Source organism: Roseovarius faecimaris (genome assembly GCF_009762325.1).
In the GTDB taxonomy this organism is placed as follows: Bacteria; Pseudomonadota; Alphaproteobacteria; order Rhodobacterales; family Rhodobacteraceae; genus Roseovarius; species Roseovarius faecimaris.
The window spans coordinates 1,709,810-1,735,288 of the sequence record NZ_CP034348.1; the positions used below are offsets into that span (position 1 = coordinate 1,709,810).

The 25,479-nt window shown below is 62.8% G+C and carries 22 protein-coding genes; 11 read left to right on the plus strand and 11 right to left on the minus strand.

What is annotated here, in order from left to right; translation table 11 throughout:
- Positions 1 to 7: 7 nt before the first annotated feature.
- The 8 genes from ahbB (EI983_RS08810) to hemA all read left to right on the plus strand — a co-directional run bounded on the left by ahbB (EI983_RS08810) (position 8) and on the right by hemA (position 6,854).
- On the plus strand, positions 8 to 988 hold the full coding sequence (gene ahbB, locus EI983_RS08810; protein WP_157706997.1) for a siroheme decarboxylase subunit beta: 981 nt from the start codon (positions 8 to 10) through the stop codon (positions 986 to 988).
- Positions 985 to 1,434: an Lrp/AsnC family transcriptional regulator gene (locus EI983_RS08815; RefSeq protein WP_157709035.1), complete on the plus strand. Its 450-nt coding sequence runs from the start codon at positions 985 to 987 to the stop codon at positions 1,432 to 1,434. The genes ahbB (EI983_RS08810) and EI983_RS08815 overlap by 4 nt, the downstream gene beginning before the upstream one ends.
- On the plus strand, positions 1,431 to 1,919 hold the full coding sequence (gene ahbB / locus EI983_RS08820; protein WP_157706998.1) for a siroheme decarboxylase subunit beta: 489 nt from the start codon (positions 1,431 to 1,433) through the stop codon (positions 1,917 to 1,919). The genes EI983_RS08815 and ahbB (EI983_RS08820) overlap by 4 nt, the downstream gene beginning before the upstream one ends.
- Positions 1,919 to 3,130, plus strand: coding sequence for a heme d1 biosynthesis radical SAM protein NirJ (gene nirJ, locus EI983_RS08825; RefSeq protein ID WP_157706999.1), 1,212 nt, complete (start codon positions 1,919 to 1,921; stop codon positions 3,128 to 3,130). The genes ahbB (EI983_RS08820) and nirJ overlap by 1 nt, the downstream gene beginning before the upstream one ends.
- Positions 3,105 to 4,655: a nitrite reductase gene (locus EI983_RS08830; protein ID WP_157707000.1), complete on the plus strand. Its 1,551-nt coding sequence runs from the start codon at positions 3,105 to 3,107 to the stop codon at positions 4,653 to 4,655. Before nirJ ends, EI983_RS08830 begins: the two co-directional genes overlap by 26 nt.
- Before the next feature lie 55 nt (positions 4,656 to 4,710).
- On the plus strand, positions 4,711 to 5,343 hold the full coding sequence (locus EI983_RS08835) for a sirohydrochlorin chelatase (RefSeq protein ID WP_246162358.1): 633 nt from the start codon (positions 4,711 to 4,713) through the stop codon (positions 5,341 to 5,343).
- Positions 5,340 to 5,567 carry a hypothetical protein gene (locus EI983_RS08840; protein ID WP_157707002.1) on the plus strand — a complete coding sequence of 76 codons (228 nt, stop codon included), beginning with the start codon at positions 5,340 to 5,342 and terminating at the stop codon, positions 5,565 to 5,567. Before EI983_RS08835 ends, EI983_RS08840 begins: the two co-directional genes overlap by 4 nt.
- A 72-nt stretch (positions 5,568 to 5,639) precedes the next feature.
- A complete protein-coding gene (hemA, locus tag EI983_RS08845; protein ID WP_157707003.1) occupies positions 5,640 to 6,854 on the plus strand; it encodes a 5-aminolevulinate synthase in 1,215 nt (404 codons plus the stop codon).
- Between the two features lie 27 nt (positions 6,855 to 6,881).
- Here hemA and EI983_RS08850 read toward each other — a convergent pair whose 3' ends face one another.
- Genes EI983_RS08850 through EI983_RS08880 form a run of 7 tightly spaced genes read right to left on the minus strand, consistent with a single transcriptional unit; the run spans position 6,882 to position 15,369 of the window.
- On the minus strand, positions 6,882 to 7,817 hold the full coding sequence (locus EI983_RS08850) for an FAD:protein FMN transferase (RefSeq protein ID WP_157707004.1): 936 nt from the start codon (positions 7,815 to 7,817) through the stop codon (positions 6,882 to 6,884).
- A complete protein-coding gene (locus EI983_RS08855; protein WP_157707005.1) occupies positions 7,814 to 8,335 on the minus strand; it encodes a nitrous oxide reductase accessory protein NosL in 522 nt (173 codons plus the stop codon). The genes EI983_RS08850 and EI983_RS08855 overlap by 4 nt, the downstream gene beginning before the upstream one ends.
- The gene (locus EI983_RS08860) at positions 8,332 to 9,153 is read right to left on the minus strand and encodes an ABC transporter permease (protein ID WP_157707006.1); all 822 of its coding nucleotides are present in this window, start codon (positions 9,151 to 9,153) and stop codon (positions 8,332 to 8,334) included. The genes EI983_RS08855 and EI983_RS08860 overlap by 4 nt, the downstream gene beginning before the upstream one ends.
- A complete protein-coding gene (locus EI983_RS08865) occupies positions 9,150 to 10,046 on the minus strand; it encodes an ABC transporter ATP-binding protein (RefSeq protein ID WP_157707007.1) in 897 nt (298 codons plus the stop codon). The genes EI983_RS08860 and EI983_RS08865 overlap by 4 nt, the downstream gene beginning before the upstream one ends.
- Positions 10,043 to 11,302, minus strand: coding sequence for a nitrous oxide reductase family maturation protein NosD (locus EI983_RS08870; protein WP_157707008.1), 1,260 nt, complete (start codon positions 11,300 to 11,302; stop codon positions 10,043 to 10,045). Before EI983_RS08870 ends, EI983_RS08865 begins: the two co-directional genes overlap by 4 nt.
- Positions 11,302 to 13,194 carry a TAT-dependent nitrous-oxide reductase gene (gene nosZ, locus EI983_RS08875; protein ID WP_157707009.1) on the minus strand — a complete coding sequence of 631 codons (1,893 nt, stop codon included), beginning with the start codon at positions 13,192 to 13,194 and terminating at the stop codon, positions 11,302 to 11,304. The genes EI983_RS08870 and nosZ overlap by 1 nt, the downstream gene beginning before the upstream one ends.
- 30 nt (positions 13,195 to 13,224) lie before the next feature.
- Positions 13,225 to 15,369: a NosR/NirI family protein gene (locus tag EI983_RS08880; protein ID WP_157707010.1), complete on the minus strand. Its 2,145-nt coding sequence runs from the start codon at positions 15,367 to 15,369 to the stop codon at positions 13,225 to 13,227.
- A 224-nt stretch (positions 15,370 to 15,593) separates the two neighbouring features.
- Between EI983_RS08880 and EI983_RS08885 the strand changes: the two genes are divergently transcribed.
- A complete protein-coding gene (locus EI983_RS08885; RefSeq protein ID WP_198389402.1) occupies positions 15,594 to 16,247 on the plus strand; it encodes a Crp/Fnr family transcriptional regulator in 654 nt (217 codons plus the stop codon).
- A gap of 13 nt (positions 16,248 to 16,260) precedes the next feature.
- Here the strand turns inward: EI983_RS08885 and EI983_RS08890 are convergent, their stop codons facing one another.
- Positions 16,261 to 17,460, minus strand: coding sequence for an NnrS family protein (locus tag EI983_RS08890; RefSeq protein ID WP_157707012.1), 1,200 nt, complete (start codon positions 17,458 to 17,460; stop codon positions 16,261 to 16,263).
- Positions 17,461 to 17,691: 231 nt separating this feature from the next.
- Complete coding sequence (locus EI983_RS08895; protein ID WP_157707013.1) at positions 17,692 to 19,035, minus strand: flavin-containing monooxygenase; 1,344 nt, start codon at positions 19,033 to 19,035, stop codon at positions 17,692 to 17,694.
- 163 nt (positions 19,036 to 19,198) lie between these two features.
- On the opposite strand from EI983_RS08895, the gene EI983_RS08900 reads away from it, so the two are divergent.
- Positions 19,199 to 20,500 (plus strand): ABC transporter substrate-binding protein, encoded by a 1,302-nt coding sequence (locus EI983_RS08900; protein ID WP_157707014.1) that lies wholly within the window; start codon positions 19,199 to 19,201, stop codon positions 20,498 to 20,500.
- Positions 20,501 to 20,503: 3 nt separating this feature from the next.
- Here the strand turns inward: EI983_RS08900 and EI983_RS08905 are convergent, their stop codons facing one another.
- Complete coding sequence (locus EI983_RS08905) at positions 20,504 to 21,232, minus strand: FadR/GntR family transcriptional regulator (protein WP_157707015.1); 729 nt, start codon at positions 21,230 to 21,232, stop codon at positions 20,504 to 20,506.
- A 158-nt stretch (positions 21,233 to 21,390) separates the two neighbouring features.
- Between EI983_RS08905 and EI983_RS08910 the strand changes: the two genes are divergently transcribed.
- On the plus strand, positions 21,391 to 22,911 hold the full coding sequence (locus EI983_RS08910; protein ID WP_157707016.1) for a trimethylamine methyltransferase family protein: 1,521 nt from the start codon (positions 21,391 to 21,393) through the stop codon (positions 22,909 to 22,911).
- On the opposite strand, the gene EI983_RS08915 is transcribed toward EI983_RS08910, so the two are convergent.
- Positions 22,912 to 25,332, minus strand: coding sequence for a GcvT family protein (locus EI983_RS08915; protein ID WP_157707017.1), 2,421 nt, complete (start codon positions 25,330 to 25,332; stop codon positions 22,912 to 22,914).
- Positions 25,333 to 25,479 lie beyond the last annotated feature (147 nt).

The window sequence follows — 25,479 nt, forward strand, 5'->3', positions numbered from 1 at the left end:
CATGGCGATGGAGCTCGATAATCTGGACTGGAGACTGATGAACGACTGGCAGCGGGCGCTGCCGCTCGTCCCGCATCCGTTCAGGATTATCGGAGAGACGCTCAACACCACCGAAGAGGATATCCTTTTACGTCTGAAATCGCTTCTGGCCTCCGGCTCGATCAGCCGGGTTGGGGCGACCTGCCGTCCCAACACGCTCGCGGCCAGCACGCTGGCCGCGGTGGCCGCGCCACCGGAACGGATAGAGGAGGTGGCCGCGATCATCACCGGGATCGAAGGGGTGAACCACAGCTATCAGCGTGAAAACGAGTGGAATATCTGGTTTGTCGCGACCGGTCCGACCCGGGACTTCGTGGATGCCGCGCTTGACGAGGTTGCCCGCAAGACCGGGCTGAAGGTGCTCGATCTGCGCCTGGTGCGGCCGTTCAATGTGGATCTGGGCTTTGCGCTGGACGGCACGAGCACGATGCCGCCGCCGGTGCCGGTGGACGAGACAGTGCCGCTTGAGGAAGGCGACCGCGCGCTGATGCAGGCGCTGTCAGAAGGCATGGCGCTGGTCACGCGGCCCTTTGCGGCGCTGGGGGAACAACTGGGGCGCAGCGAGGGCGACATTCTCGACCGGGTGCGGGCGCTCGCGCAATCGGGGGTGCTGTCGCGGATCGGGCTGATCGTGCGGCACCGGCCGCTGGGCTGGCGCTCCAACGCGATGTGCGTGTTTGACGTGCCTGCCGACGAGATCGAGGAAAAGGGCCGTGCGCTGACCCAGGTGCAGGGGGTGACACTGTGTTACGAACGCCGCCCCGCGCCCGGAGACTGGCCCTACACGCTCTATTGCATGATCCACGGCCGCAGCCGGTCAGAGGCGCTGGATGTGCTGTCACTGGCGCGGGTGCGGGCGCAGCTTACGGGTTATGACTACAAGGTTCTGTTCAGTACCCGCTGCTTCAAGCAGACCGGCGCGCTGATCGACAAGACGGAGAGGGCCTGATGCTGGACGACACGGACCGCGCGATCATCAACGCGCTACAGGAAGGCTTCCCTCTGGCGTCGCGCCCTTATGCGCAGGCGGCGGAGCGGTTGGGGCTGAGCGAAGCGGACCTGCTCTCGCGGCTCACGGCGATGAAAGAGGCGGGCGTGATCACCCGCTTTGGCCCGTTCTTTGACGCCGCCGCGATGGGTGGGGCGTTCTGCCTGTGTGCGATAGCCGTGCCCGAGGACCGGTTCGATGAGGTCAACGACGCGGTCAATGCCTTCCCGGAAGTGGCCCATAACTACAAGCGCACGCACCGGCTGAACATGTGGTTCGTGCTGGCGACCGAGACCGAGGATGGCATCGGGGCCGCCGCGCGGGAGATTGAAGCGGCGACAGGGCTGACGGTCTATCTCTTTCCCAAGCTGCGCGAATTTTTCATCGGTTTCCGGGTGGCGGCATGAGTATTTCAGCCCAGGATCGCACGCTGATCGAAGCCTGCCAGGGCGGTTTGCCCTTCGTGCCCGAGCCCTACGCGGCCATTGCCGAAAAGACCGGCATGGACGAGGCCGAGGTGATCGACCGTCTGGCCGCATTGAAAGAGCGCGGCATCGTGCGCCGCATCGGCATCGCCCCCAATCATTACAAGCTGGGCATGACCGCCAACGGCATGACCGTGTGGGATGTCTGTGACGATGCGGTGCAGGAACTCGGCCCGCTGGTGGGCGCGATGGAGGCGGTGACGCATTGCTATATCCGCCCGCGCGCGCTGCCGATTTGGCCCTATAACCTTTTTGCGATGGTGCATGGCGCGAGCCGCGATGAGGTTGAGGCCAAACGCGCCGTAATCGCGGAGCTGTTGGGCGACGCCTGCCGCGCCTCCGACATTCTCTATTCGACCGCCATTCTCAAGAAAACGGGCCTGCGCCTGAAGAAGGGAGCCTCCTGATGTTTCGACTGAGCCAATACATGGAGCAACTGATCACCCCGACGCCGGTGCGTCCGCGCCGGGGGGAGGTGCGCCCGGTGGTAATCTGGAACCTGACGCGCCGCTGCAATCTGAAGTGCCGCCATTGCTATACAACCTCGGCTGATCTGGCCTTTCCGGGTGAGTTGAGCACCGAACAGGTGTTCGAGGTGATCGACGATCTGGCGGAGTTTGGCCTTCCGGCGCTGATCCTGTCGGGCGGAGAGCCACTGTCGCGGCCAGACTTCTTTGAGATCGCGCGCTATGCCCGGCCCAAGTTCCGCTATCTGGCGCTCTCGACCAACGGCACCAAGATCGAAGGCGAGGCGGCCCGGCAGGTGGCCGAAATCGGGTTCAATTACGTGGGCATTTCCATCGACGGCGTGGGCAAGACAAATGACTGGTTCCGCGGCAAGGACGGCGCCTTTGCCGAGGCGCTTTCTGGCGTGCAGACCTGCAAGGAGCTGGGCATCAAAGTGGGCCTGCGCTTTACGCCCACCGAGGAAAACGCCGATCAACTGCCGCAGATCCTGGACCTGTGCGAGGCGGAGGGGATCGACAAGTTCTACATGTCGCACCTTGTCTATGCCGGACGGGGCAACAAGAACCGGGGCGAGGATGCAGGCCATGCGCGGGCGCGCAAGGCCGTCAACCTGCTGATCGAAAGGGCCTGGGATGCGCTGAAGAACGGCCGACATTTCGAGGTGGTGACCGGCAACAATGACGCCGATGCGGTGCTGTTCCTCAACTGGGTGCGCGACAATTTCGCCCCTGAGAAGGCCGAGCATGTGGAGGCGCATCTGCGCGCCTGGGGCGGCAATTCGTCGGGCATCGGCGTGGCCAATATCGACCCTGTGGGCAAGGTCCATCCCGACACGTACTGGTCGGATTACACGATCGGAAATGTGAAACAGACCAAATTCACCGAGCTCTGGACCGGCGACGACAAGATGCTGGCGCTTTTGCGCACGCGGCCCCGGCCGCTGGAGGGGCGCTGTGGGGCCTGTGCGCATAAGGATGTCTGTGGCGGCAACACCCGCATTCGCGCGCTGCAACTGACGGGTAATCCCTGGGCCGAGGACCCGGCCTGTTATCTGAGCGATGCGGAGATTGGCGTGAATGATGCCGCCCCGCGTCTTGAAGTCTCGACCTTCCGAGGAAAACGGTATGATCCGGAACATCATTTTTACTAGCGCGGCGGCGGCTCTCTGCGCCCTTGCGGGGCAGCTCGCGGCGGCGGAGCCAGAGCCGGAGGTGCTCTTTGCAACCCATTGCGCGGTCTGTCATGGCGATGACCGGCTGGGCGCGCTGGGGCCTGCACTGATCCCCGAGGCGTTGAAGAGGCTGAAGGGCGACAAGCTGCAGGCGGTGATCGCGCAGGGGCGGGATGCCACCCAGATGCCGGGCTTTGCCGATCAGCTCAATGCCGAGGAAATCGCCGTTCTCGCGGCCTATCTGCATGAGCCGCTGCCGGACATACCCACCTGGGACAAGGCCAGGATCGAAAGCACGCTGGTGCTGAACGAGGATTATGCCGAACCCGCTGGTCCGGAGCATGGGGCGGACCCGCTGAACCTCACGATCGTGGTGGAGACGGGCGATCATCACATTTCGATCCTCGATGGCGACAAGATGGAGGTCATGCAACGGCTGGAGACGCCTCTGGCGGTGCATGGCGGCCCGAAGTTTTCGCCCGACGGGCGGTTCGTCTTTATCATGTCGCGCGATGGCTGGGTGCAGAAGGTGGATTTGTGGAACATGGCCGAAGTGGGCCGCGTCCGCGCGGGGGTCAACTCCCGCAATATCGCGATGAGTGCGGATGGCAAATGGCTGGCCGTGGCCAATTACCTGCCGATGACGCTGACGATCCTGTCGACCGACGATCTGAGCGTGGCGGAGGTGAAGGAGATTGTCGGCAAGAATGGCCAGCCAAGCCGGGTATCTGCCGTCTATCAGGCGCCGCCGCGCGAAAGCTTTGTTCTGGCGCTGAAGGACGTGCCCGAAATCTGGGAGGTTTTCTATGGCGAGGACCCGCCGTTCTATGGCTTCGTGCATGATTATCGCGATGAAGGCGTCCTTGGATATGACGAGCCGTTCCCGGTACGGCAGATCACGCTCAAGGACATCATGGACGACTTCTTCTTCTCGCAGGATTACGAATATGTCATGGGCGCGTCGCGCGACGGGATGGGCGGGCATGTCGTCGATCTGGTGATCGGTCACACGATTGCGGCGCTCGATCTGCCGGGCATGCCGCATCTGGGCTCGGGTATCACCTGGGAACGCGACGGCCGCACGGTGATGGCCACGCCGCATTTACGGGACAGCCTGTTGTCGGTGATTGACATGAAAAGCTGGGAAACGGTGGCGCAGGTCGCGACCGACGGGCCCGGTTTCTTCTTGAGAAGTCACGAGAACACGCCATATCTGTGGGCAGATGTCTTCTTTGGCCCCAATCGCGACGTGATGCATGTGATCGACAAGCAGAGCCTCGAGATCGTCAAATCCCTGCGTCCGGCAGAGGGCAAGACGGTGGCGCATGTGGAGTTTGACCGCTATGGCAAATATGCTCTGGTCAGCATCTGGGAGCAGGATGGCGCGGTGATTGTCTATGACGCGGCCACGCTGGAAGAGATCAAGCGCCTGCCGATGGTGAAACCTTCAGGGAAATACAATGTCTTCAACAAGATCACCTTCTCCGCCGGGACCAGCCACTGAACTGCTGATCATCTCGCATGGGTCACCGTCGGAACCTGCGCCGCAGGAGGCGTTCGTGCGGGAACTGGCCGCGCGCGTGGCTGAGGTGTCGGGTGCCGAAGTGCGCGGTGCGACGCTGGCCGCAGAAGGCGCCCTGGAGGCGGCGGTGGAAGGGCTCTCGCATCCGCTGGTCTTTCCGCATTTCATGGCCGATGGCTGGTTCGTGGCGACCAATATGCAAAAGCGGCTGGCGAAGGCGGGGCTGGCGGAGTGGACGACACTGACCCCACTGGGCCTGCTGTCCGATTTGTCGGCTCTGGCGCTGGAGCATCTGCGCCGTGCGATGCAGGAGAGTGGGCTGCCGGTGGGAGAGACGACACTGATCGTGGCCGCCCACGGCTCTCCGTCCAACCGGCGCCCGGCGGAGGTCACGGAACGCTTTGCCGCGCAGCTTCGCGCAGCGCCGGATTTTGCCGCAGTGCGGACAGGGTATGTGGATGAAGAGCCCAGCATCGAGGACGCCGCATCGGTGGAGGGCCCGGCGCTGGTGCTGCCGTTCTTTGCCGCCGAGGCCGGGCATGTGCTAATGGATTTGCCAGAAGGGCTGGAGGCGGCCGGGTTTGACGGGCTTGTGCTGCCCCCGATCGGCACCTGGGAGGAAATCCCGCGACTGATTGCCGCGCATCTGCGCGAGAGAGCCGCGGCATGACCGAGGGGCGCTGGCCAGTCTGGAAACTGGCGATCCTTCTCTATCCCTTCACGGCGGGCACCGTCGCGATCAACCTGTTTTTGCTGTTCCTCATGCTCCAATTCGTCGGGATTTCGGCGCTTTCGCCGGTGGCCTCGCTGATCGGGGGGCTGATCCTGGGCATACCCGCCACCTGGGCGGCGGGCAAATGGGCGCGACATTTGATGGATGAAGCCGATTCTTGACCTTGGTTAAGGCCAGCGCGGCCCGGAGGTGGTTCTCTCGAACAGACACTAGGATTATTCGGGAGCCGCTTCATGGACTATCAGGGATTTTTCGAGGAGACCTTGGCCGATCTTCGCGATGAGGGAAATTATCGCGTCTTCGCCGAGCTTGAGCGGCCCGTGAACGACGCCCCCCGCGCCATCCAGCATGTGAACGGCTCAACGCGCCCGGTCACGGTGTGGTGCTCCAATGATTACCTGGGCATGGGCAAAAGCCAGCTTGTGCGTGACACGATCGCCCGCACTGTTCTGGAAGACGGGGCCGGGGCCGGGGGCACGCGCAATATTTCCGGCACGGCGCATCTGCATGTGGAACTGGAGCGCACGCTGGCCGAGCTGCATGGCAAGGAGGCGGCCCTGCTCTTTACCTCGGGCTATGTCTCCAACTGGGCGAGCCTGAGCACGCTGGGGGCCAAGCTGCCCGATTGCACCATCCTGTCGGATGCCAAGAACCATGCGTCGATGATCGAAGGCATCCGCCACTCAAAAGCGCGCAAGGTGATCTGGGAGCATAACAACCCCGAGGATCTGGACCGCAAGCTGGCCGCCCTGCCGAAGGACGGCGCCAAGATCGTTGCGTTCGAATCCGTCTATTCGATGGATGGCGACATCTGCCCGATGGCCGAGATTCTGGACGTGGCCGAGGCGCATGGCGCGATGACCTATCTCGATGAGGTGCATGCCGTTGGGCTTTACGGGCCGCGCGGCGGCGGGATTGCCGAGCGTGAAGGTCTGGCGGACCGCGTGACGGTGATCGAAGGCACGCTGGCCAAGGCCTTTGGCGTCATGGGGGGCTATGTGGCCGCCTCTGCGGCGCTCTGCGATTTCATCCGGTCCTTTGCGAGCGGGTTCATCTTTACCACCGCCTTACCACCCGCGCTGGCGGCGGGGGCCAATGCCTCGATCCGGCATCTGATGCGCTCGGACATGGAGCGGATGCGTCAGCGGCGCAACGTGGCCCTGCTGCGCGAGCTGCTCGACCGGCAGCGCATTCCGCATATGCAAAACCCCAGCCATATCGTGCCGGTGATGGTGGGCGACCCGTTCAAGGCGAAGTTCCTCAGCGACACGCTGCTGGAAAGCTACGGCATCTATGTGCAGCCGATCAATTATCCGACTGTTGCCAAGGGGACGGAGCGGCTGAGGATCACGCCGTCACCTCTGCATACGGATGCGGATATTCATCATCTGGCAGGGGCACTGAGCGAGCTGTGGTCGCAATGCGCGCTGAGCCGCGCGGTGGCGTAACGCCCCGCGCGCCCTCGCGGGATCAGATCAAGCGATAAATTCGAGCGACGCGCCGGGGAAGGTTCTGACCGCCTCGGCGTGATGCGCACGGTCGAGCACGCAGAGCGCCGTGGACAGCCCGTCGGCAAGCGCGGCCTGGGGGGCGGAGACGCTGACCAGCGATGCACCTGAAGCCGTATCGCCTTGACGGGGGTGAAAGATATGCCCGGTCCGTCCATCGGTGCTGAGCAGGAACCCGGTCGGGTCTGAGGTGGCCATCGCCCGATCCGTGAGGCTGAGCCGCTTGACCAGCGCGCCATTCGCCCCACGTATCCCGGCCTTCCAGGGAAGGCCAGTTTCGGGGTTCATGCCCAGGGCCGAGATTTCGCCCATGTCGATCAGGACATTGCCAAGCCCGGCCCCGCGCAGAAGGGCGGCGATCCGGTCAGTTATATAGCCCTGCGCGATGCCGTTGAGGGTAAGCGCAGCGCCTGCGCGCTCAAGAATGATCTGGTCCTTGCCAAAGCGCACCGCCTCCCAGCCGACACGGGCATGGGCAGCGGCCAGATGGTCCGGATCCGGTGCTGTGTGGCGGCGCAGCGCCTCGGCATAGGCGACAAACAGCGGTTGCACGGAGGGATCGAACGCCCCCTGCGTGGCCCTATGGAGCGCGTCGCACAGGCCCAGCACTTCCAGCAGCTCCGGCGGGGGCGCATCAAGCCGCCCTGTGGCGTTGAGCCGCGACAGGGCAGAATCCGCGCGGTAGAGGCTGAAGATGCCTTCCAGCCGGGCCAGCTCTGCCTCGACGGCCGCAAAGACCGGAGCGGCCTCTTGCCCGGTCAGACCGGCAAGCCGCAGCGAAGCCGGAGCGCCCAGCGCCCGCCCGCGCCATGTGGACGTGGCGGCAGCCGTCGCGGTGCCGGTCAGAGCAGTACCGGCGGCAACGGCGGACATGGTGAGAAACCGGCGGCGGGTGAGGGTCATGAGGCGGGCTCCTGCAAAGTCATATCGGGGTCGACGGGGCCGGTCACCTCGGTGTCGGGAATATCGGCAAGGCCGACCACGCGGCCCCCGAATTCGGACACAAAGGCCGCGGCATCGCCGGGTTCGGCGAAGGGCACCACCTCGGGCGCACCCATGCCGCCACGCACACCGGCTTCGATCACGAAATGCGCGGTGTCGGCGTCAATCCAGTTTGTCGTGCCGGGCAACAGCCAGCTTTCGGCGGCCCCCATATCGCTGACATAGGTGGCGAGCACGCGATTATCGCGCTCGGGACTTTTGAGAAAGGCCACCGCATCACGGACCTGCCCGAAAAAGAGCGGGTCAGGCAGGCCATCAAGGTGGATCTGCGCCTTGGGCCCGCCATGCTCCATCACGTTCATCTGGCAGTAATGGCTGACGGCGTCTTCGGTCAGGGCGACGGGCAGGGGGCGAATGACCTCTTCCTCCTTGCAGGCGGCAAGGGCGAGAAGTGCGCAGGTGAGCAGCAGCACTCTCATGGCTCAAGCCTCCGGAACGCGAAGCGGGCGGCGAAAAAGCCGAACACCGGCCAGAACAGAAGCGACGCAGGCGCGGCCCAGGCGGGCAGGCTGTCGGCCACGCCGGCCATGCCTGCCGCGATGGCCACCCCGTCGGACCCTGCGAAATTCCACAGCCGGAACGCGTCGGCGGGGTTGGCTGTCATCACCCAGGGAAAGATGTGGAGGGTGAACATGCCGTCGCCATCAAGGACAACGCCCGCAAGAAGGGCAAGGTCATAGAGCACCACGAAGAACAGCCAGAGGGCGGCGGCCATGCCCGCGGCGGCGGCGGAAGACCCCGCAAGGGCCGAGATGAGATAGCCCAGGGCAATGAAGACAGCGCCAAGGATCACGGAGGTCGCGAGCAGGCGGGCCAGGGCCATGACGCTTTCGGTGCTGACCCCGTCCAGAGCCGCGGCGAGCAGCCCGGACAGGCCGAACCCGGCCAGACAGGCCACCGTCAGCGCCATGAGATGTGCCAGAGCCTTGCCCAGCAGGATCTGCCCCCGACTGGCGGGGTAGGAGAGCAGGAGGCCCAGCGCGCCGCGATCCGCCTCGCCGGCAATGCTGTCAAAAGAGATAAGCAGCGCCAGAAGCGGGATCAGGTAGACCGCGAGCGTGGTCATGGAGGTGATGGACACGGTCAACATATCCACACCAAGCGTGCCGGTGGGCGCACTGCCCGCAAAGGACAGCGCCAGCGAGAAGGCCACCATGATCAGGATGATCGTCAGCAGCCAGCGATTGCGGCGCAGCACCAGCGCTTCGGCGCGGGCAATGGCGAGGATGCGGGTCATTGCGCCTCCTCCTTCGAATAATGCCGGTAAAGCTCTTCCAGCCCCGGCGGGGTGATGTCGATATCGGTTACATCTGCGCCGAAACCGGAGAGCTGGCGCAGGCGGTCCATCTTCTGATGCGGTGTGCAGACCAGCTCGACCGAGCTGCCATTGATCCGCGCGCCGCCTGTCTGGGCGGCGATCTGGTCGGCCTCCTGTGTGCCCGAGGCGCGCACATGGATGGTCGAGCGCAGGCCCGCGGCGGCGGCGAGGTTGGCGAGCGTGTCATCGGCCACCAGTTGCCCCTTGCGCAGGATGGCGATCCGGTCGGTGCGGGCCTCCACCTCGGTCAGGGCATGGCTGGCGATCAGCACGGCGGTGCCGCGCGCGGCAAGCTCTCCGATGATGGCGTAAAGGTCATGACGCGACACCGGGTCGAGCCCGCTTGTGGGCTCGTCCAGCAGCGCCAGGCGGGGCTGACCGATCAGCACCTGCGCAAGGCCGAGGCGCTGGCGCATGCCCTTGGAATAGGTCTTGATCCGGCGGTCGGCGGCCTCGGTGAGGCCCACGCGGTCAAGCACGGCGCCGGTGTCGAACCCGCGTTCCCCGGCAAGATCCGCGAACATGCGCAGCACCTCACGACCGGTCAGGGCCGCCTGAAACGCCACCGCCTCGGGCAGATAGGCCACCGCCGCGCGGGCGGCATCCGAACCGGGGGCATGGCCGCAAATGTCGATGCGTCCGCCGCTCAGGCGTGTCAGGCCGAGGATGGACTTGATCAGCGTGGATTTGCCGGCGCCATTATGGCCCAGCAGGGCGATGCGCGCGCCTTCGGGCACGGTGATCGAGACATCGCTCAGAACAGGCGTCTTGCCCCTGAGTTTCGTCACGTTCTCGCAGCGGAGCACGGTCATGAGCCTTCCTCCGTAAAGTCTTGCGGCGGGGTGATCTCAATAGGCCGCATCAGAGCGTGGCTGTCCACCACACCGCCGGGCAAAAGCGCCGGGAAGGCCGATTGCGACCAGCGCACAAGCTGCACAGCCGGTGAGCCGAGCAGGAGCTTGGCCGATGGCTGTGTCCAGAGCACATGATCCATCGCGTCATTGGGCCGGTAGGGCGTATCGGCCAGCCCGTCTCCATTCAGATCATAGGCCACGAAATCCGACCAGTAATTGCCGCGCCCATCTTCGGACCATTCATCCCATTTGGTCGAGACATATTTGACCTGGGTCTGATTGCCGATGAAGGCATTGCCAACGATGCGGTTGCGGTCCGATCCGGCGGTGAAGTGAATGCCGATCTCGCAGGCCTCAAAGCGGTTGTTTTCAAACCGGTTCTTGTGGCTGTTGTAGAGGAAGGCGCATTTTTCCGTGCCGCCGCCCCGCACAAGGTTGCCGGTGATCACGCTGTCATTGGTATAGTTCAACATCACGCCATGGTCGCGGTCATCCACCGACAGGTTGCCGGTGACGGTCACACGGGTGGAATACATCACCGCATAGCCAAGGTGATTACCGATCGAAATATTGTCGCTGACCTCGCTTTGGTTGGCATACATGTAATGCACCCCAAAGCGCAGATCGCGGAAGCGGTTGCGGGTGAAGCTGTTCTTCTTCGACGAATTGACGAAAATCCCGTCGCGGCCCCAGCGGATATCGTTGCCGGTGACCACCGCACCGGGCGCGTTCCAGACATAGACGCCATTGCCGCGCCGGTTCATCTTGTCGTGCTGCTGGCCTTCGATGATGTTGTTTTCGACGGTGGAATTACGCGCGCCGTGAATATCGATGCCATAGAGATTGCCGCGCAGGATGTTGTCGCGCACCACGGCCCCATGGGCGGTCTTGGTCAGTTGCACACCGCTGTCGATGGTTTCGTGGTCGTCACCCGAGCCGGTGATGGTCAGACCCTGCACGGTGACATCTTCCGCCGTGACGGTGATCACGGAGCCATTGCCGCCACCGTCGATATGAGCCGCCCCGCCGCCATCCAGCGTGAGGCTGCGGTCGAGCACGATGGGGCCGGCATAGGCGCCCGGCTCCAGCCGCAGCACATCGCCGTCCTGAGCCTCCGCCAGAGCGGCGGTCAGCCCACCGGGCGCGACCGTAATCTCCCCCGCCCAGAGGGGCAGGGGAGCAAGGGCCAAGGATATGACCAGAGCCAGCCGCATCAGGTGGCACGCGGCTCCACGAACATCCGGCCGCGCATTTCCATGTGCAGCGCGTGGCAGAACCACTGGCAATAGAACCAGTGCACGCCCGGACGCTCAGCCGTGAAGGTCACCGACGCGGTGGCCTGCGGCCCGATCTCCATCGCGATGCCATAATTCGCCAGGCAGAAGCCGTGGGTCACATCGTCGATGTCGTCCATGTTGGTGACATAGATCGTGACCTCATCGCCTTGCTTGACGGTAAACTTCTCCAGCGAGAAGTTTGGCGCGATCGAGTGCATGTAGACCCGCACCTTATTGCCGTCCCGGATGGGCTCATCCGCGCCCCAGTCGAGATCGACGCCATCGGCCTCGGCCTGTTTGCGGGCGTCTTCCCACATCGGGTCATCCCGCGTCCAGGTGGTGGCGGGGTTCACGATGTCGCGGCGCACGATGATGCTGTCATGCGGCTCGGCAAAGGTCGGGCCGTCATGGACCACTTCCATGCCGCCATCCTCGATGGCGATAAGCTGCTCGTTCTCCGCCTTCAGCGGTCCGGTGTTGAGGAACCGGTCCTTGGAGAATTTGTTCATCGAAATGAGCCACTTGCCATCGGCTTCCTTGGTTTCGCCCATCGAGGTGGAGTTGTGGCCCGGCTGATAGGCGACATCAACCTTCTCGATGATCGGGTCTTCGCCCGCCAGCGCCTTGTCGATGTTCCACTTCACGACCTGGCTGTCGAGGAAGAGCGTGGTAAAGCAGTTGCCCTTGCCGTCGAACGCGGTGTGAAGCGGCCCGAGACCCAGTTCCGGCTCGGCCACGATGCACTCGCGCGGCTCGATCGCGTCGGCAAAGACATCATCAAGCTTGGTCACGTCCATCACCGACACGGTCGGCGACAGCTTGCCGTTGATCATCACATGCTTGCCATCGGGGGCGGTGTTGATGCCATGCGGGCTGTTGGGGATCGGGATGTAGCGGGTGTAGTTCTTGTTCGAGCCTTTGCGGCCATCAAGAACCTTGACGCCGTTCAGCTCCTGATAATCGCCAGCGGCCACGCCAGCCTCGATTTCCTTGAGGTTGAAGACCACGACGTGATCAAGCTCGTTCTCGGTCATCTCGGCGAGGTTCATACCCATTTCCGAGTTGTACGAGGTCGAGAAGGCGTATTTGCCCTGATAGTCGCAATCGGTGTTGTCAAGGTTGCCCGAGACCATCACCTGCCAGGCGATCTCCATCGTGTCGCCGTCGATGGCGGTGTAGATGTTCACATATTGCGACGGATCGTCGAGGATCTGCCCGTCATTGACCAGCGGCGCCTCATGTTCGCCATTGGCAAAGACATAGCCGGTGCGCGGGTATTTCTGCGGGCGCAGACCGTGGATGTCATGCGCGTTGGGGATTTCGATGATCTTGTCGCATTTCATCACGTCGCAGCGCACACGGGCCACGCGGGTGTTGGCCTTGTCGTTCATGAACAGATAGCGGCCGTCATAGGTGCCATCGGTGAAGGACATATGCGGGTGGTGCAGGTCGCCATTGTCATAGGTGACCTTGCCTTGTGTGGCGAGGTAGCGCTTGGTCTCTTCGGTCAGGCCCTCGGTAAGAATTTTGAGGCTTTCGTTGGTCTGGCCCCAGCCGGTGGCCGAGCAGCGGTTGAAAACCGGCACGCGCATGATCTCGCGCATCGACGGCACGCCGAGAATACGCATCTCGCCGGTCTGGCCCGAGGACCAGAAACCGTAATATTCATCCAGCTCACCGGGTGCCAGATGGGCGCCGGTGGCCGCGCGGGCCGCGGTGCCGGACATCATGCCGGTGCCGAAGCCGGTGGCGGCGACCACTGCGCCGGTGGCGGTCGCGCCGAGCAGGCCGCGCCGCGAAACTTTCATTTTTCCAGTATCTTCAGACATGTTTTCTCTCCTTCTCCGTAGGTTGGGCCGTCAGCTTTCAGCGGCTTCCTTCTTGGCGAACTGGGGTGGTACGGAGCCCACGGCAGCCCGGCGTTTCAGTGTCTTCATCACTTGCGGACACTTGGACTTGGATTGGTAAAGCACCTGGCAATGCAGGCAGTTGACACACTCATTGGGATTGATCTCACCGGTGGGGTGAATGGCATCGACAGGGCACTCATTGGCGCAGGTCTGGCAGGGCGAGCCGCACATCTGATAGCGCTTGAGCCAGTCGAACATGCGCATCCGTGCCGGGATCGCGAGCGCGGCCCCCAGCGGGCACAGATAGCGGCAGTAAAACCGTTCGATGAAGAGCCCGGCGACGATCAGGGCGACGGCAAAGACCACGAAGGGCCAGTCGCGCACAAATTTGAGGATGATCGCGGTCTTGAACGGCTCCACCTCAGCCAGTTGCTCAGCAAACTGAATGGAGGCCAGCGACACGCCGAAAAGCCCGAGGAAGATCATGTATTTCAGCGCCCAGAGCCGCTCATGCAGGCCCCAGGGCAGCTCGATCTGGGGCACTTTCAGCCAACGGGCAAGCTTGTTGGTCAGCTCCTGCAGCGCGCCGAACGGGCAGAGCCAGCCGCAATAGGCCCCACGCCCCCAGAACAGCAGCGCAGCGGCCACGGCGAACCATTGGATAAAGACCAGCGGGTCCAGAAGGAACGCATCCCAGGTGAAGCCCGAGCGCAGGGACCCTGCGAGCGCCATCAGATTCACGACGCTGAGTTGGGCGTTCATCATCCAGCCCAGCCAGACCAGTGTGAAGCTCAGGAAGCCGATGCGGAACCAGTAATAGGCCCGTTCGTGCCTGGTCACCTGCATCTGAAAGAAGAAGACGACCGTGAGAATGGCGAGCATCACCCCCAGCACGCCGATCTCAAACGTCTTGTCGCGCCAGATCCGTTGCCAGAGGGCGGCTTTGGCTTCGGCCTCGCTGGGCTCGTCGCTATGCACCACTTCCGGCACTTCGGCGGGCAGAAGGTATTTCTCGGGCAGCGCGTAGCCCAGATCGAAGGTGAGGAAGGTCTTGTCGATTGCGCCCACTGCCCGCTGCGCCAGAAGCTGGATGCGGAAGGGCTGGGCCGGGTCAAAGCCCAGATCGGCGGGGATCTTGAACAGATCCAACTCTCTGAAGCTGGGCGCATCAGGGGTGCCTAGGTCAAGCACCCGTCGGTTTTGCTTGTCGAAGAACCGGGCCGAGACATCGCCCTGGATCAACTGGAACCGGTCGAAGATCCCGCCCCGGACATAGCCCGATCCCTTGAAGCTATAGGTGCCACGCCCCAGCAGCAGGATGGCGTGTTCGCCGGGGGCAAGCCATTTGGTGAGGTTGGCATATTCTCGCTCGCCCAGCAGGCTGAGGCCGATCGACGGCACACTGACAAGGGCGGCATGCATGTCAATGTAAGTGTCATCCGGTTCGCCCTTTTCGGGCCGGGCAATGGCGCGTTCGTCGCCGGTATCGGCAAAGGCGGCGTTGATCTGGCCAACGTCGAGCGTGAGGCGGCGGATGGAACCATCGCCGGAAAGCTCCGACCAGCTCCGGGTTGCCATCTGGTCCATGTCGATCTCGCGCGGGGGGCCATCGGGGGTTGTGGGGGCAAGCCCGCCCAGGCCAAGCGCCCGCGCCACTTTGAGGCCGGCACGCACGATGGAATCGTCGATGACCATCACCGTAACGGTGGCGCCCGAGATGATATCCAGATCATGCGCCGAGCCTCCGGCGGCGGCTTCGGCTTTCAGGTCCAGCCCGGCATAGCTTTCCGTGAGGGCGATCATCTTGGCGTCGGGGATACCGATAAGCACGATCGGCTCGGAATGCTGCACCAGCTTGGCGCCCATAAGCACCGCGTCGGGTGAAATCGCCGCCACCACATGAATAGGTTTGCCGGAATAACCTGTAGTGCCCACAAAATCCGAAGTCAGGAAGGCCCAGCCGATCGTCTCGCCATCCCGCAGCAGAGGGGCTGTCGGTGTGCTCTCTCCGATCGGGCCAAAGCCGGTGGCCCCGTCAACGAGCTCAGCCGGATCAAGAGAGCTGAGGAAGCGAGAAAGATCGTCGGCGCGCGATGCACCCCCCGAGATCAGCAGCACCAGAATGCTGCACAAAATGCAAATCAACTTGGCCATGTGCGGCAGAGTATCGTCTGGGGCAGGGGCGTCCTTAACCATAGTCAAGTCAGCTCTCAGAAACCCGTGACAGATTGCGCGCGACACATCGGGCCTGTTTGTGCTAGATCAATGAAAGAGCAGGGCCGTAACAGTATAGGAGGCGCGCGCAGGTGTCGTGGCCCGTCCTCACGAGCGGCAATAAAGGAAGACTTCTGATGTTATCCCCCTCTCATCTGGACTGTATGAAGCAGACGACATTCTTTGGCATGCTTCCGTCCGATGTTCTGGACAAAATTCTTCCCAATGCGCAGGTGAGCAGCTTTCAACAGGGCGAGGCGGTGTATCGGCAGGGGGATACCTCAAGGTCCGTCTATTGCGTTGCCAAGGGGGCGATTAAGCTGACCGTTGCACGGCAAAACGGGACAGAGGTGGTTGTCGATATCTTCCATCCGGGAACAAGTTTTGCCGAGGCATTGCTGTTTCGCGACGATACCTATCCGGTTTCGGCTGTCGCCCTCGCCGATAGCGAGGTGATTTCGGTGCCGAAATCGCTGCTGGAAAAGCAGCTGCGGGAAAAGCCCGATACGCTGCCGTCGCTTCTGACTGCAACCTATATGCATCTGCACCGCCTGGTGCGGCAGATCGAGAACCTCAAGGCCGCATCGGGACATCAGCGCGTTGCCGATTTTCTGCTGGCACTGGCCGATCACAATCAGAACGCGTCAACATTCCAAATTCCTTATGAAAAGCAAACGCTTGCCTCCATGCTGGGCATTCAGCCCGAGACCCTTTCGCGTGCCTTCAAGCGCCTGTCTATGCATGGGGTGGAGGTGCACGGGCCCGAAGTCACCCTGACCGATCGCGCCGCGCTCGAGGCTTTCGTCAACGAGGATTGAGACCCCAAGTGCTCTATTCTGCCGAAGGACGCCGCCGCAGAAGGCGCGGCCCGTAAAGCAGCGCAAAGCCGAGATATCCCGCCATCCACGCGCCCCCCGACAAAAGGTGCCAGAGCGCCGGATCGTCGCCAAGCGGCGCGATCAGCCGGAAGGTGAGGGCAGCGGGCATCGCCAGATAGATCATGACACTGCCCGCGCCGGCCGACAGCGCGGCGCCGGTATGGCCCAGAGTGGCGCGGGTCATCACGGCGAGCGACATGGTGCCTATGGCCCCGATGGTCCAGACATGCAGGCTGGCCGCCGCGAGATGCGCCGCTTCTGTCAGGATCGCCAGCCCCAGCGCCAGCGCCCCAAGCGGGACGAAGAGATAGGCCAGGTGCAGCACCCAGACGAGCGGCTCGGACAGGGTGGCCCAGCCGCGCCAGCGCCTCAGGCGCAGCATGTGCAGTGCCCCGGTCATCGCCAGCAGCCCGCCACTCATAGCGCTTTCAGGCAGTACCACCCAGGCAGCAAGGGCGAGCACCAGGGCGAGCAGGCACAGCTTGTCGAAACTCTGCATCGGTGGGGCTGGAAGATGCTCGTGCCCGCGCTTGACCAGCCAGTTGCGGGTGAAGGAGGGCACCACTCGTCCGCCGATCACCGCAATCAGAAAGATGCCCGCGCCCAGGCCCAGCCTGATCCCCGCGCCCGCCGCCGGAAATCTGTCCGAGGCCGCGTCGAGGTGAAACAGCGCATTGCCCGAAAGAAACGCGAGCAGAGCCGCCAGAACGATCAGGTTCTTCCAGTTGCGGCCCGTAACGATTTCGCGGGCGAGAAACAGTGCCAGCGCCAGGAGAAACCCGAGATCTGCCAGCGCCACCCAGAGCGGCGGCCACAATCCCGCGCTGGACATGGCCAGCCGCCCGATGATCCAGAGCGATGACAGCGCAGCAAGCGGCCAGCCCACGACCGGCAATGTCCCGGTCCAGTTGGGCACGGCCGTCAGCAGAAAACCGGCCACGACCGCCGACAGATAACCGAACAGAAACTCATGCGCATGCCAGGACACCGGATCAAGCGCCAGAGGCAGGATGTCGGCACCGTTCAGCAGGCTCAGCCAGAGGCCCATGATGAGCCCGGCCCAGAGGGCGGCAAAGAGGAAAAACGGGCGAAATCCAAAGCTGAACAGGGCCGGTCCGGTCCATTGGCGCGCGCGTTCGCTTGTGGTGGCCATCGGTCTGACCGGCTCCGTTGCTATTTTGGACGGGCGGCCAGCCTTTTCGGTGGCCACTATGGGCCAAATCTATGCGCGGGCGGGGGCACAACCTTGACTTTGGTCAATGAACCGGCGCAATCGCCGGACTTTTTTTGCCAATGTCTTCGCCGGAGCTGTTCCATAAAACAAAACCCCCGGAGGCGCGGGGTGCGCATCCGGGGGCGGCTGTGGTTGGTCAGGCCGACAGCATCAAGTCTGCAGATAACTCTCCAGACTATCGTCCAGCGCATCCTTCCAGGGTGTGTGATGCGGCGGAGCCTCTTTGCCGGTCATCGGCGACGTGTAGCCGTGGTTGCGGAATTCCATGATCCCCTGCTTCTTGTGCTTCTTCCACTTGTAGAATTGCTGGCAAGCGGCTTCGACATCGAAGCTGGGATAATCCGTCTCGGCAATCAGTTCTTCGACATAGTCGCCCTGATAGCGGATGCAGGCGTAATCATCTTCCAGCGCGTCCTCGGCGGCCTCGCGCGCCTTCGGGTCGGCCTCCATCGTGGCCTGATCGGGCAGGGCGATCTTGCCCATGATGCTGTCTCGCACCCACCAGGCTTGGGCATCGAACATGTTGAAGGTGAACCACTGGTCCTGCATGCCAAGGTAGTACATCTTGGGGTTCTTGTTCCAGACCACGCCCTTGTAGAGATCCGCGGCCGCCAGACGGTTCGCGGTTTTCAGGCGCAGATCGTCGGGCAGGAAGTTGAAGTGGTGCTTGTAGCCGGTGCACAGGATGATGGCATCGACGTCCTTGGTGGTGCCGTCCTTGAAATGCGCGGTGCGGCCTTCGACTTTGACCAGGGCAGGGACCTCCTGCCAGTTGTCAGGCCATTTATAGCCCATGGGCGCTGTGCGGTGCGCCACAGTGATCGACTTGGCGCCATATTTCCAGCATTGCGAGCCGATATCTTCCGCCGAATAGGAGGTGCCCAGGATCAGGATGTCCTTGTCGGCAAACTCGCGGGCGTCGCGGAAATCATGAGCATGCAGGATGCGGCCGTTGAAGCTCTCGAAGCCGGGATAGTAGGGCACGTTCGGCGTGCTGAAATGGCCTGAGGCCACGATCACGTGGTCGAATTCTTCAGCGGTCTCAGCGTCATTCTTGCTGTCGCGGGCGGTGACGGTGAATTTACCGGTCCCCTCGTCATAGCGCACATCGCGGACGACGTGGTTGAACTTGATCCAGTCGCGCACCCCGGCCTTCTCGACGCGGCCCTTGATATAGTCGAACAGCACGGCGCGGGGCGGGTAGCTGGCAATCTCCTTGCCGAAATGTTCGTCGAATGTGTAGTCGGCGAACTCAAGCCCCTCCTTGGGGCCGTTCGACCACAGATAGCGATACATCGAGCAATGGCAGGGCTCGCCATCCTCATCGACGCCGGTGCGCCAGGTATAGTTCCAGAGACCACCCCAGTCGGACTGCTTCTCATAGCAGACGACTTCGGGGATATCCTCGCCCTTCTGCTTGGCCGACTGGAAGGCGCGCAATTGTGCCAGGCCCGAAGGTCCGGCTCCGATCACGGCAACGCGTTTATTGGACATTTCATCATTCTCCCTTTTTGGTTCAACCAAATTGCAGTATTGGTTCAATTGGTTCAGTCCAGTAAACCAATGCCTGAACCAATATGTCAAACAGAATCCGTATGCTGGACGGGTAATCTGGATCGGATAGACTGGCCGGATGAGAGCAAAGGGCGATTTTCTCATGTCATCTTCGAGCTTTGCACAACAAATGGCCATTCGTGGCGCGATGCCGCGCCTGTCGGTGGACATGAACAAAACGGTCAATATCGGCTTTCTTGCCCCCTTGTCCGGGCAGGCCGAATCCTGGGGGCTGCCCGGTTTACATGGCTGCCGCATCTGGGAAAGCTGGCTGAACAATGCCGGCGGGCTGCTTCTGAACGGGCGGCGCTATCCGATCCGTATTCACGCCTTTGACTGCGGCGATGACCCGGAGACGGCACGGGAAGGGGCGATTCATCTGGTGCAGACGCAGGACGTGAAGCTGCTGATGATGCTGGGCGGTGACAGCTTTGCAGCGGCGGCTGATTACCTGACCGAGAACAAGATCCTGACCTCGACGCTGCTGCCATCGGACCTGTCGCCCGATACGCGCTATCTGATTGCGCCGTCGGAGGTGCATCCGATTTATGTCGTGACCGGCGTGCAATGGCTGGCGCGGGAGCGTCCCGGGCTGAAAACGGTGGCATTGTGCAGCCAGACCGACGGCATGGGCCTGCCATCGCTGGCCAGTTATCGCGCGGCGTTCCACGCAGCGGGGCATGAGATCGTCCATCAGGTGCAATACCCCGCCGAGGGGGGCGATCCGGCGGTGATCGTGCAACCGATGCTGGATGCAAACCCCGACATCCTGTGCTGGTGCACCAGCTACACACCGATGGTGCACGCGATGACCGAATATGCGTATGCCCAGGGCTTCAAGGGGCAGATCCTGTCCTGTACGCTGGACCACTATGACCGCTTGCTCGCGCGCACCTCGCCGGACTTCATGGAAGGGGTCATTTTCCAATTTCCCGATTTCGACGATCCGGCGCTGCGTGAAAAGGCGTTTTTCTTCAATCAACCCAATGTGTTCTATGAGGAATATAATGCGCTTTACCCGCAAAGCTGGAGCGCGGTGAGCTGGGAATATGCCGCCATTCTCGACATCTGGCACGCCGCGGTCGACAAGGCCGGAACGGTCAACCCGGTCTCGGTTCTGGCGGCGATGAAGCAGCTTGGCCATGTAACCCATGCCTTCGGCCCCGCAGACTGGTGGGGCGCGGATGTGTTTGGCATCGACAACGCGCTGGTGGGGGATTGGCCGGTGGTCGAGGTGACACAGGGCAAGGCCCGGATCGTGTCCTTTGAATCGATCCCCGACTGGCTCGAACGGCACAGTGACCTGTTGCGTCAGGAAATGGCGGCACTTGGGCAGATGTGGGATCAGCGGGTCGGGCGGAGCGATGCAACCCCGGCGCTGATTGCGCGCGAGCCTGCCGACTAGGGCCTATTCATCCTGCAACAGCAGCTTCTGCTCTTCGATCAGGTGCAGCTTGATGAACTCCACCGCCGACGCCACATCCCGCGAACTGATCGCATTGAAAAGCGTGTTGTACCGCTTCTGGTAATCCTGAATGCGCTTGGGCGTGAGGTTGCGGCGGCGCAGCTTGGTGCGGAAGCTCTGCCGGTAGGTTTCGATTGTCAGCTTGTAGCAGGCGGCCAGCAACGGGTTGCCCGTGCCTTCGGCGATGCGCATGTAAAGCTGCTCTTCAAGGTCGATAAAGGCGTCGGTGTCGGTCTGGATCGCTTCGATCTCTGACAGGGTCTCCGACAGGGCGGTGATCTGGCGCGGGGTCATGTTGACCACGGCCAGCCGGACCATCTCGGGCTCCAATATGCCGCGCACGACAAGATGATTGAGCGGGCTTGTCTCTTCGGCCAGGCCATTCTCGGCCATGTTGGCAGGGGCAGAGGAGCGGTAGGTTACAAAGCTGCCGCTGCCGGGGCGGCGGCGGATCACGCCCTGGCTTTCAAGCACATCGAGCGCCTCGCGCACCGTGTTGCGCGCAACCCCCAATTCGGCGGACAGAGTGCGCTCTGACGGCAGGCGGGTATCGGTCGGGTATTCCTCGGCCTTGATCCGGGCAAACAGCGTGTCGATCACGATCTGCGCCGTGGCCCCGATGGGTTGCACCGCGAAAGGCGCGGTGTCCGATTTGCCGGTCTGCTTGTTCATGTGCGCCTCGTGAAAGCTCGGATGCTCACTATACCAGTTTCCATCAAACCAGACCAATTTTTTCTCAAATCGGCGAAATTGGTTCTTTTTCATGGTTGTTTCAACGGCTTTGACGACTCCCCTCATTCCCTCTAGCGTCATCGCAGAGGAGACCGCCCATGGCACGACGACACGGCGGCAGGCAAGGCCGGGCCGAGGCAGGCCCGCCCCCGGCGAAGGATTACAGCAGGCTGCGCCACCCCTTCGCTCCGCAGCGGATATTTTCGGACGATGAGGTGACGGCGATCCATCAGGCGGCCCTGGAGGTGCTGCAGGAGCTGGGGCTGAAGGTGCTGTTGCCCGAGGCACGCCAGATTCTGGCCGATGCGGGTGCGCGGGTCAGCGACGAGATGGTCTATTTCGGGCGCGATATGGTCGAGGAGGCCCTGCGCACCGCTCCGAGGAGCTGGCGGGTGAACGCGCGGAACCCTGACCATAGCCATGTCTACGAGCCCGGCGCGCTGTTCTTTTCGGGGTCAGGCGGCTGCCCCAACGCGTCGGATGCGGTGCGTGGGCGCAGGCCGGGCGATCTGGAAAGCTATACCGATGCGCTGAAGCTACAGCAGCATTTCTCGGTCATTCACAAGTTTTCCCCCTCGGCCGAGCCGCAGGACGTGCCGGTGCCGCTCAGGCATTACGCGATGATCCGGGCGCAGATGGCCACCGGGGACAAGGCGCTTTTCGGTTATGCGCGGGGGCGTGCGCAGATCGAGGACACGTTTGAAATGGTGCGGCTCGGCATGGGGCTGAGCGACGAGGAGTTCCTCAATAACTCATGGTGCTCGACAGTGATCAACACCAACAGCCCGCGCATGATCGACGCGCCTATGGCACAGGGGATCGTTGATTTTGCACGGGCGGGCCAGATGCTGATCATCACGCCGTTTTGCCTGGCAGGCGCCATGGCCCCGATCACCGTGGCGGGGGCGCTGACGCTGCAACATGCGGAATCCCTGGGGGCGATCACGCTGGCGCAGATGGCACGGCCCGGCGCACCGGTCAGCTATGGCGGCTTCGGCTCCAACGTGGATATGAAATCGGGTTCGCCCGCTTTCGGCACACCGGAGCATGTGAAGATGCAGCTTGGTTCGGGGCAACTGGCGCGGCATATCGGGCTGCCCTGGCGCTCGGCCGCGGGCTCGGCCTCGAATGTGGCGGATGCGCAGGGGGCCACGGAAAACATGATGGGCCTCTGGGGCGGGATGATGTCGGGCGCGACGCTGATCGTGCACTCGGGGGGCTGGCTCGAAGGCGGGCTCACCTTCGGCTATGAGAAGATGATCACCGATCTGGAAGGGGTGCAGATGATCGCGGATCTGTGCGCGCCCACCTCGGGTGCGGAGGCCGAGATCGGGATGGACGCCCTGCGCGATGTGGAGCCGGGTGGGCATTTCTTTGCAACCCAGCACACGATGGAACGCTATGACCAGGCGTTTTACAGCCCGCTTGTGGCCGATCTGAGCAATTTCGGCAGTTGGGAAGAGGCCGGTGCCGAGGATGCCGCCACGCGGGCGACGCGGGTCTGGCAGGGGATCCTGGCCGAGTACACACCGCCGCCGGGCTGCGACGAGGCGGTGGCGCGCATCGAGCAATTCATCGCCGACCGCAGCGCCGCGGGTGGTGCGCCGCCGATGGAGTGATCAGCCGCGCGGCAGGGTCATACCCGGATCGTAAGGCGAGGGGGCGATGACACGGGCCGGGGTCAACGTGCCGATGATGTCGATTGCAAGGTCGGTGCCTTCGGCGCTCAGAGCGGCGTCAACAAAGGCGTAGGCGAGGTTCATGCCAACCCGGTGGCCGTAATCGCCAGATGTGACCGTGCCCACGACCTTGCCGTCCCGCATGACCGAAGCGCCGCCATGAGCCGGCGCGGTCTCGCCTTGCACATGCAGGGTCACGAGGCGCTTGTCAGGCTTTTCAGCCTGTCGCGCGAGCAGCGCGTCGCGCCCGATGAAATCGCCCTTGTCGAGCCTGACGAACCGCTCAAGTCCGGTCTCATAGGGGTCGAATTCGGTCAGGATGTCCGATTTCCAGTGCAGGAACCCCTTTTCCAGACGCATCGCGTCAACCGCGCGCGCCCCGAAAAGCGTTAACCCATGTGCCTCGCCCGCCTTGCGCAGGGCCAGATAGGCGGCGTAGAGCTGCGCGTTCGGCACATGAATTTCATAGGCTAACTCCCCGGAAAAACTGACAGACATGACCGTGGCGGGGGCAATACCGACGAAACATTCCCGCACGCTGAGCCAGGGAAACGCGTCGGCGGACCAGTCGGCGCGGCTGACCGTTTGCAGCACCGCGCGCGCCTTGGGACCAGCCAGTACCAGAATGGTCTGATCGTTGGTGAGGCTGCGGATGTGCACGTCTTCATCGCTGCGCAGATGAAGGGTGAGCCAATCCATATCATGCTGTTCGGCGGCGGCGGCGGAGCCATACCAGACCCGCCCATCCGGCAGGTTGGCGATGGTGCATTCGCCCTTGAGCCGCCCATGATGATTGAGCAGATATCCCAAGCCCACGCGGCCTGGACGGCGCGGGACAGCGCCGCAGATCATCCGGTTCAGAAAGCTGTGGACGTCGCGGCCGGTCAGCTCAAAGCGGTTGAACCCGTTGACCTCTGCAAGGCCGACGCGGTTTTGTACCGCGGCGATCTCGGCTTTAACAACGTCGAATACCTCATTGAATTTGAACGAATGTGTTTCGTGAAAGTCAGGCGACGGTTTGATGTAATCCACCCGTTCCCAGCCATTGACCACGGTAAATTCCGCCCCCTCGGCCGCCATGATCGGGGTGAGGGGCGTGGTTTTGATCGGGCGGCCTGCGGGGCGGTGCTCATGCGGGAAGTGAAAGCGGAACTCGTTCTGGTAATCCTCGATGGCTTTCAGCGCGCACAGTTCCACATTGCCGTGCCCGGTGAAGCGGCGCGGATCGAGCACCCAGGTGTCATAACACGCCTCGCCATGCACGATCTGTTGCGCCAGAAGCCAGCCATGCCCGCCGCCTTCGCCAAGACCGGCGCGCAAGCCGATGATGCAAAACGCATTTCTCTTGCCCGGGATCGGCCCGACAAGGGGGGCGCCGTCGATCGTGTAGGTGATCGGGCCGTTGACGACGCGCTTGATGCCGACCTCCGTGAGGGCTGGCATCCGGGCAAACGCGCCTTCCAGCACATCCATCACGCGGTCAAGGTCATCGGGGCAGAGATCGTTGGAAAAATCGGGGCTGATCCCGTCCATCCCCCAGGTTTTGCAGTCTTGTTCGTAAAAGCCGACAAGCAGGCCGTTCTTTTCCTGCCGACAGTAATAGTCGGAGATCGGACAGCGGATGAGGGGCATTCGGTGGCCCGCCTCGACAATGGCGGGGATGTCCTCGGTCACGAAATACTGGTGCTCCATCGACATGACCGGGTGATGCACGCCCATCATCGCGCCCACCTCATTGACGCGGTAGCCGCAGGCGTTCACCACCACTTCGCAGTCGATATCGCCCTGTGTGGTGTGCACGGTCCAGCTGTGGTCCTTGTGCTGCGTGAGGCCGGTGACAGCGGTGTTGCGATAGACCTCGGCCCCGGCGCGGCGGGCATGAAAGGCAAGCGCCTGACAGAGCTGGGCGGGATCGATATCGCCATCCTCGCCATCCCAGAGCCCGCCGACAAGGTTGTCGGTGCTGATCAGCGGGTGACGGCGGGCGCATTCTTCGGCGTCGATCACCTCATAGGTCACGCCCATGCCGCGCGCCATGGAGGAGAAATGCCGGTAGCCCTCCATCTGTGCCTCGGTATTGGCCAGCCTGATGCCGCCATCGCCGTGGTGATACCCGACCGGGTAATCCGGGTCGTCGCGGAGTTTTTTGTAGAGCGCGATGGAATGGGACTTGAGGCCGACCATGGTCTGGTTCATCCCGAAATTCGTCACCTGCGCCGCCGAATGCCAGGTGGTGCCCGAGGTCAGTTCGTCGCGCTCGACCAGGACGACATCGCTCCAGCCTTCCTGGGTGAGATGATAGAGCGTGGAGCAACCGGCAATACCGCCGCCGATCACGACGCAACGGGTGGTGGATTTCATGATGCGTGCCTCCTGCAAAGACCTGCGCCACATGACGGGATATGACCCGACAAGGTCAACGGGCGAGGTGGATATACGATAATATCGAAACTTATCTGCGAGTTTGCAGGTTGCATCGCAATTTGCTTGCCATCACAGGGGGATGCG